General features: G+C 33.9%; 5 protein-coding genes. 4 read left to right on the top strand and 1 reads right to left on the bottom strand.

Annotation, left to right across the window (positions count from 1 at the left end; genetic code table 11):
* Positions 1–62: 62 nt before the first annotated feature.
* The 4 genes from JGH11_RS18230 to JGH11_RS18215 all read left to right on the top strand — a co-directional run bounded on the left by JGH11_RS18230 (position 63) and on the right by JGH11_RS18215 (position 6,060).
* Positions 63–1,274, top strand: coding sequence for a DUF6051 family protein (locus JGH11_RS18230; protein ID WP_201114183.1), 1,212 nt, complete (start codon positions 63–65; stop codon positions 1,272–1,274).
* Between the two features lie 6 nt (positions 1,275–1,280).
* The gene (locus JGH11_RS18225; protein ID WP_201114182.1) at positions 1,281–1,934 is read left to right on the top strand and encodes a DUF1080 domain-containing protein; all 654 of its coding nucleotides are present in this window, start codon (positions 1,281–1,283) and stop codon (positions 1,932–1,934) included.
* A 230-nt stretch (positions 1,935–2,164) separates the two neighbouring features.
* Positions 2,165–4,153, top strand: coding sequence for a DUF3857 domain-containing protein (locus JGH11_RS18220; protein WP_201114181.1), 1,989 nt, complete (start codon positions 2,165–2,167; stop codon positions 4,151–4,153).
* Positions 4,154–4,167: 14 nt separating this feature from the next.
* The gene (locus JGH11_RS18215; RefSeq protein ID WP_201114180.1) at positions 4,168–6,060 is read left to right on the top strand and encodes a DUF3857 domain-containing protein; all 1,893 of its coding nucleotides are present in this window, start codon (positions 4,168–4,170) and stop codon (positions 6,058–6,060) included.
* Positions 6,061–6,115: 55 nt separating this feature from the next.
* Here JGH11_RS18215 and dnaA read toward each other — a convergent pair.
* A partial coding sequence (gene dnaA / locus JGH11_RS18210; RefSeq protein WP_236264151.1) for a chromosomal replication initiator protein DnaA occupies positions 6,116–7,517 on the bottom strand: 1,402 nt, incomplete at its 5' end.

The raw sequence follows: 7,517 nt of genomic DNA, 5'->3' as shown, positions 1-7,517 counted from the left end.
ATCTTGGAAATTATAATCAGAAAACTAAAAATTTCTTTATTACAATATAACAATCATCCGCAATGAAATATATAGACTTATTCAATCATCTTAAAAGGATAGAAAATTATACTGATAACGAGATAGATATAGATCAAAATCTTGTTATGAGAAATTATACATTTGAGTCTAATTATCGTTTTATTCTTCCCGGAGGTCTGGGTAATAATGATGATTATGAATATATCCCCAGCATTATTCAGGACTATGAGCCGGATGTTATACAACAAATGCTGAATAAGAAAGATGCCGAGATTCAGGAAAACATCAAGTTTCGTTATCATATGATTATGCCCAAAAAAGAAGAAAGAGCAAAAGGTATAATCTTTATGTTTCATGGATTTAATGAAAAGTATTGGAGTAAATACCTTCCTTGGGCAAAATACATTGCTGAAAAAACAGGTAAATCGATAGTAATGTTTCCCATTGCATTTCATATGAATAGAGCTCCTGCCGCATGGAGTAATTCCCGTGAAATGTATCATGTGAGCGAACAACGTAAATTACGACATCCTGACATCATTTGCTCAAGTCTGTCAAATGTGGCAATCAGCACTCGTCTGCATAATAAGCCTCAACGGTTTATATGGTCGGGACTACAGACTTATTATGATGTAGTGGACTTTGTTGAAGCATTTAAAGAAGGATCACATCCGGCAATAGATAAAGATGCCACCATCGATTTCTTCTCATATTCAATCGGTACATTCTTAGGTGAGATATTGATGATGAGCAATAAAGACGGACATTTCTCTAATTCCAAATATGCCACGTTCTGTGGTGGTGCAGTATTCAACAGACTATCACCTGTTTCAAAATTCATATTGGACAGCGAGGCCAATGTGAGTCTATATTCTTATGTGGTAGAACATTTGGAAAGTCATATGAAACGCGATGAAGTACTTCGTCACTATATGCATACACATCCCGAAGGAAATAATTTTAGAAGTATGCTTAACTACAAGACAATGACCTCTAAACGTGAAGAAACATTCAGAAATATGAGCGATCAGTTCTATGCTATCACATTGGCGAAAGACGAAGTTGTTCCTACATATGAAGTTATAAATACATTACAAGGTTCAAGCAGAAATATACCAATACAAGTGGAAACGCTGGACTATCCATACAAGTATATACATGAAGATCCATTCCCTGCATTACCTAAAATTGCGGATGAGGTAGACAAACAGTTCCGTATTACATTTGATAAAATTAGTAATTTCTTAAAATAAATAACTATGAATAAAAATTCTATTGTAATAATCGTAGCCGCTGTAACGGCTTTGTTATGTATAGGAAATGTAAATGCCCAAGAAAAAAAAGCTCTATTTAATGGAAAAGACCTTACAAATTGGAATTTTGTAATAGAAGGAAACAAAGTACCTGCAGAAGAAGTATACTCGGTTAAAGACGGAATAATCCATGTTACAGGCAATCCTCTTGGCTATATGTACACAAAAGAGAAGTATGGAAACTTTCATCTACAGACAGAATGGCGGTGGCCTTCCGGGGTGGAATCGAACAGTGGAATCTTTGTCCTTATAGAAGAACCCAACAATCCTTTTCCTAATGGAATAGAGTGTCAGTTGAAATCTGGCGATGCCGGAGATTTTGTTCTTTTGGGAGGCTCTGATCTAGCTGAGTTTAAAAGTATAGAAGGACAGCCACGCCCTAAATTCCCCGTAGTAAAAAAGGATAAAGGCTCAACTGAGAAAGTACCCGGAGAATGGAATAAAGCTGATATATACTGCCTTAATGGAGTAATTACGGTATATATAAATGGTATTTTCCAAAATAAAGGAACGAATAAAATAAAAGAAGGATATATCGGATTACAAAGTGAAGGCAAGGATATAGAATTTCGCAATGTAACCCTGACTCCTTTACCTTAATAATAATATCAGGCTTACTCAAATAAGTATTAGGCTTATTAGATAATAATACATTCATAATCCGGCAGAAAAAAGTTTTTTCTGCCGGATTATTTTTTTTATAAACTTACATTTTATAGATACTATTCATATTTATTAAAATAACAAGAAAAATATGCTTTACGACATATTTTAACAACCTTAATTTATGTGAATTTTTATTTACTTTCGCAAAAACAAAATTTCACATTATGAAAAAAACTGCTGTCCTTATTCTAATGCTTTTTTGCCTTTATTTTTTGCAAAATAGTCATTCTCAATCAAAATATGGAAATGCAACCATAGAAGAACTAAACATGACAACTTATCCAAAGGATACCACAGCAAATGCTGTCATGTTGTTAAAAAAAGGAGAAACTAGATTTGTATACAATGAACTATATGGATTTCAGTTTGAATATACATTACAGGTAAAAATTAAAATTTTAAAGACCGAGGGGCTCGATTGGTGTAATCAGGTAATAAGTTATTATCAGACAAATAACACATCTAAAGAAGAGATTAGAGGGCTTTCCGGAACAACTTACAATATAGAGGACGGTAAAATAGTAAAAACGAAGCTATCAAAAGAATTTATCTTTGATGAAGATGTAGATAACAAACTAAAAGTTAAGAAATTTACAATGCCTGCAGCAAAAATAGGATCTGTAATAGAATTCAAATATATGATTGTTTCCGACTTCTTTTACGAATTAAGAGATTTTACTTTTCAATCTTCTATACCTATTATTTACACATCATATGATATTAAAATACCAGAATACTTCAGATATAACACTAATTTTCAAGGATATGAACCTATAAAAACAAAGAAAGAACCGATAAACGAATCATTCAACATCCGATATAAAGATGATAATGGTAGGAGTCAGTCTACAACTCTTCGGTGTGTCGGCGACCGCTACTTTTCGGAGGGTATAGATGTGCCGGCTATTAAAGCTGAGTCGTACCTATGGACAGTAAATGATTATATATCAAAAGTATCTTTTGAACTGATGAGTATTCAGATGCCATACAGTAAAATAAATAACTACTCTACGACATGGCAGAATATAGATAAAGAACTCTTAGATTCCCGTTCATTTGGAGGTAATCTAAAAAAAGAGGACCTCTTTAAAAACGAAATATCGAAAACAGAAATAAATATCGATAGAGCTAAAGAGATACAAGATATGGTAAAAGGCAAAGTAAAATGGAATGATAAAACAGCTTTTTATCCGGATAATCTCAAGGATGCTTTAAAAAATGGAATTGGAAATAGTTCTGATGTTAATTTTCTTCTTATAAATGCATTACAGGCTGGTGGATTCGATGCCTTTCCGGTTATGCTTAGCACAAGGAGTAACGGACGTATACCGATTACACATCCTAGCGTGGCAGCTCTTAATTACGTTATAACAGGTATACGAATAGATACTGCTATGTACTTTACTGACGCCGCGGCCAAATATGGAGACTGGAATTTGTTGCCTGAAAAATGTATGGTTCCGCAAGCACGTATACTTAAGCAAAATACAACTGACTGGATAGATCTGACTAAGATATCCACAGGTTCCGTATTTATATCTGCTAATTACAAGATAGCCGATTCAAAATTAGAAGGGAAGGTTGTCGACACAAGAAAAGGCAATGCGGCTTATAATGCTAAAGTGAATTATTTTAATCATAAAGATCAGGCTGACTATATAGAATCGCTTAGTAAGAACCTCTCTTCTCAGATAGAAGATTTCAAGGTTACTAATCTGGAAAATACGAGTGAAGCTTTAAAAATGGAATACACCCAAACGGCCGATTTAAGCCTTGGAGATGATTTTATATACATTACTCCAATGGTGGATAAATTATACTCGGAAAATCCATTTAAAGAAGAAAAAAGAATATTTCCTGTTGAGTTTAATCACCTTCTTAACTATGTACAATTAGTCGACTTTGAAATACCTGAAGGCTATGAAGTTGATGAACTGCCTAAAACAGAAAGGTTTGTTTTAAACGATAATGATATTACACTTACATTCCGTGTTATTCACACTAATAATAGCATAAAATTGCATTATCAGTACCAACTAAGAAAAATCATGTTTTTACCAACTGAGTATGAATCTTTAAAAGACTTTTTCTCTAAAATAATCCTTAAAAACTCGGAACAAATTGTTCTAAAAAAGATTGCCTCTGCTGAATAATTAAACTTAAGAATATGTATAAATATTTAATTTGCTTCATATACCTGCTTGCATCAGTCGCATTATATGGAAATAGCCCAATACCAAATGCAGCTGACAGTCTGAAAGAGAACGCTGTAGCTATTGTCGAAAATTTTGAAGCCTCATTTATTCAGAGTGACTTGAATAATGCTACATATAAGGAAACGAAGGTCATTACGGTTTTAAACAAACAAGGAGATAGATATGCCAATTTTTATATAAATGGTGATAATTTCAGAGAATTAAAGGATTTCTCGGGCGTCATAAAAAATAGTTCGGGCACTGTAATAAAGAAGATAGGGAAAAAGGATCTGACCATTTCTTCAATATCTCAGCAAATGGCGACTGATATGTATTCTATTGTTTACGAATGTAAGGTTCCCACCTACCCATATACCATTGAATATTCTTACCAAGAGAAATGGAAGAATGGAATTATATTCTATCCTTCTTTCAGCCCAATCGAAGGTTATATGCAATCGGTTAAAAATGCAAGTTATACAATAGAGGTTCCTGCTAATATAAATTTACGCAGCAATATAAATTTCGATTGTAATTCGAAAGATGAAGTTGTTGGCAATAAACACATATATTCATTCTCTGCAAAAAACTTAAAAGCTATAAATTCCGAACCGTTATCACCTCCCTTTCGAGATCTATATCCGAGAGTTCTTATTGCTCCATCAAACTTTTGCTACGACTCTCAATGTGGAGACATGACAGATTGGAAGGGATATGGCATATGGCTGGCTAATTTGCTAAAGGGACGCGATATTTTACCGGAGGATGTATCAAACAACCTTAAAAACCTTGTAAAAGATGCGAAAAGCGATGAAGAAAAAGTAGAAATATTATATAAATACCTACAAAGCAATTCGAGATATGTAAGTATACAACTTGGTATTGGAGGATTTCAACCAATCCCGGCAGCTACTGTTATGAAAAGTGGATTTGGTGATTGTAAAGGCTTATCGAATGTTATGAAAGCTATGCTGAATACTGTTGGTATATCATCTAACTATTGCGAAATATATTCGGGAGAAAGAAAGCATTTTACGAAAGACTTTTCAAATATACAGGAAACGAATCATGCTATTCTTATGGTACCATTAAAGAATGACAGTCTGTGGTTGGAATGCACCTCTCAAACACTACCTTTTGGATACATACATAACAATATAGCCGGACATGATGTACTCGTTGTTACCGATAGTGGAGAGGGTAAACTTTGTCGCGTGCCAACCTACTCAGATGAACAAAACAAACAATTTTCAAATCTAATTATCAATATCTCGGAAGATGGCATCGCTAAAGGAAATATGGTATTTACCAACCATTTGCATAGCTATGCATCGAGTGTGCACTACATGACATCTAAAGATAGAACTGAAGTAATTGAGTATATAAACCAAAATATGAAATTACCTAAAATTCAAATAGATAACATTCAGGTAACAGAAAATAAAACAACCTCTCCATCGTGCTCCTTAAGCGCCGATTTCTCGGCTCAGGACTTTGTTAATAAAACTGGTACACGCCTATTCATACCGATATGTCCGTTAAATAAAGGGAGCTATAATATTTTCTCGTCGAATGTAAGGAACTTAGACATTCAGATTAATAATGGCTTTTCAGAATCAGACTCAATTACGATTAATATACCTAAATCATATACAGTAGAATCTTTGCCGAAAGATATATCTGTTAAAACTCCTTTCGGAATACTAAAAGCGCAAATAAAAATAGATGGCAATAAGATTGTATACACTCAGAATATAGATATATTTACAGGCAAATATAGTAAAGAAAACTATAATGAGATTAAGGCTTTCTTTGCGGAGATAAGCCAGGCTACGAAAAGAAAATTAGTTCTCAAGAAAATTTAGAACTGTGTAAACTGTAAATAATAACAATGTAAAAGAAAAAAGCTGATAGTAATTATCAGCTTTTTATTTTTTTCTCTATTTCCGCTATTTCTTCCCGGAAAGTTTTATCCACTTCCATCTGCTCTTTTACCGTTTTACAGGCGTGTAACACTGTAGCGTGATTTTTCTTTCCTATCAATGAGCCTATTTGTGCTAATGACATCTCCGTATAACTCTTAGACAAATACATTGTCACTTGTCTAGCTTGGACTATCTGACGCTTACGTGATGCTGAATGTATCAACTCACTCTTTATATTATAAAATTCACAGACAATAGCTTCGATTGAACTGATAGTTATTTTTTTCGCTTCTATCTTCTTTATCGCTTGGCTAATAACTCGTCTGGCCAGTGGTAGATCAATTTCTTTATTATAAACCAAAGAGTGGGCCATAATAGATACAATGATACCTTCCAAATCACGCGCATTGTCTGTTACATTCTCAGCAATATAGTCAACTACATCTTCTGGTATGGAAAGACCATCATGCAGTATTTTATTCTGGAGAATTCTCAATCTTAGAGTCTTATCAGGATGATCAACCTTTGTTGTCAATCCCCATCTAAATCTGGTTAGCAATCGTTCTTCAACACCCTGCAACTCTGAAGGAGCCTTATCCGATGTTAAAATCAACTGCTTATTATTCTGATGCAGATGGTTAAAAATATGAAATAATGTATTCTGAGTTTTCTCTATTCCAGCCAACTCATGTATATCATCTATTATAAGGACATCAATACCTTGATAGAAATTTATAAAATCGTTGGTTGTATTGTAACGTCCTGCATCTGCATATTGTATTTTAAACAAATGTGCAGAAACATACAGTACTCGTTTTTCAGGATACAGTTCCTTTATTCGCATACCAATTGCATGGCAAAGGTGCGTTTTACCTACTCCAGAGGTACCATGAACAAATAGAGGATTAAACGCTGTCTTCCCCGGATTTTTCGTAATAGTCTCCCCTGCTGTACGAGCTAGTTTATTACTCTCTCCCTCAAAAAAATTGTCGAAAGTATATTTCGGATTCAGCTGCGAATCAAAGTCATCAGCTACTACCTTTTGAAAAGGATTAGGAATCTTATTAGTGTTTACATTTTTCGCTATAATCTTATCGGCAGGAAAAGCTTTCGCATCACCTCTATAATCGACTACTGTATTAGTCGTGTTCTCCATTAAGATCCGATACTGCAAGATAGTGTCTCTACCTATTTCCCGATGTAATGTTGTCTTTAATAAGTCTACAAATTTATCTTCCAAATACTCATAAAAGAATTGGCTCGGCACTTGTATTGTAAACACCTTATTTTCATAAGAAAGTGGAACAATAGGCAAAAACCATGTTTTAAAAGCGGCATCAGGAATATTATCCTGAATAACTTTTAGACAATTAGCCCATAGATTTATAGTTGAAGAC

The organism is Dysgonomonas sp. Marseille-P4677, assembly GCF_016652235.1.
GTDB lineage: Bacteria > Bacteroidota > Bacteroidia > Bacteroidales > Dysgonomonadaceae > Dysgonomonas.
The sequence above is the reverse complement of the archived record's forward strand: the minus strand, read 5'-3'. Positions and strand labels throughout refer to the sequence as shown.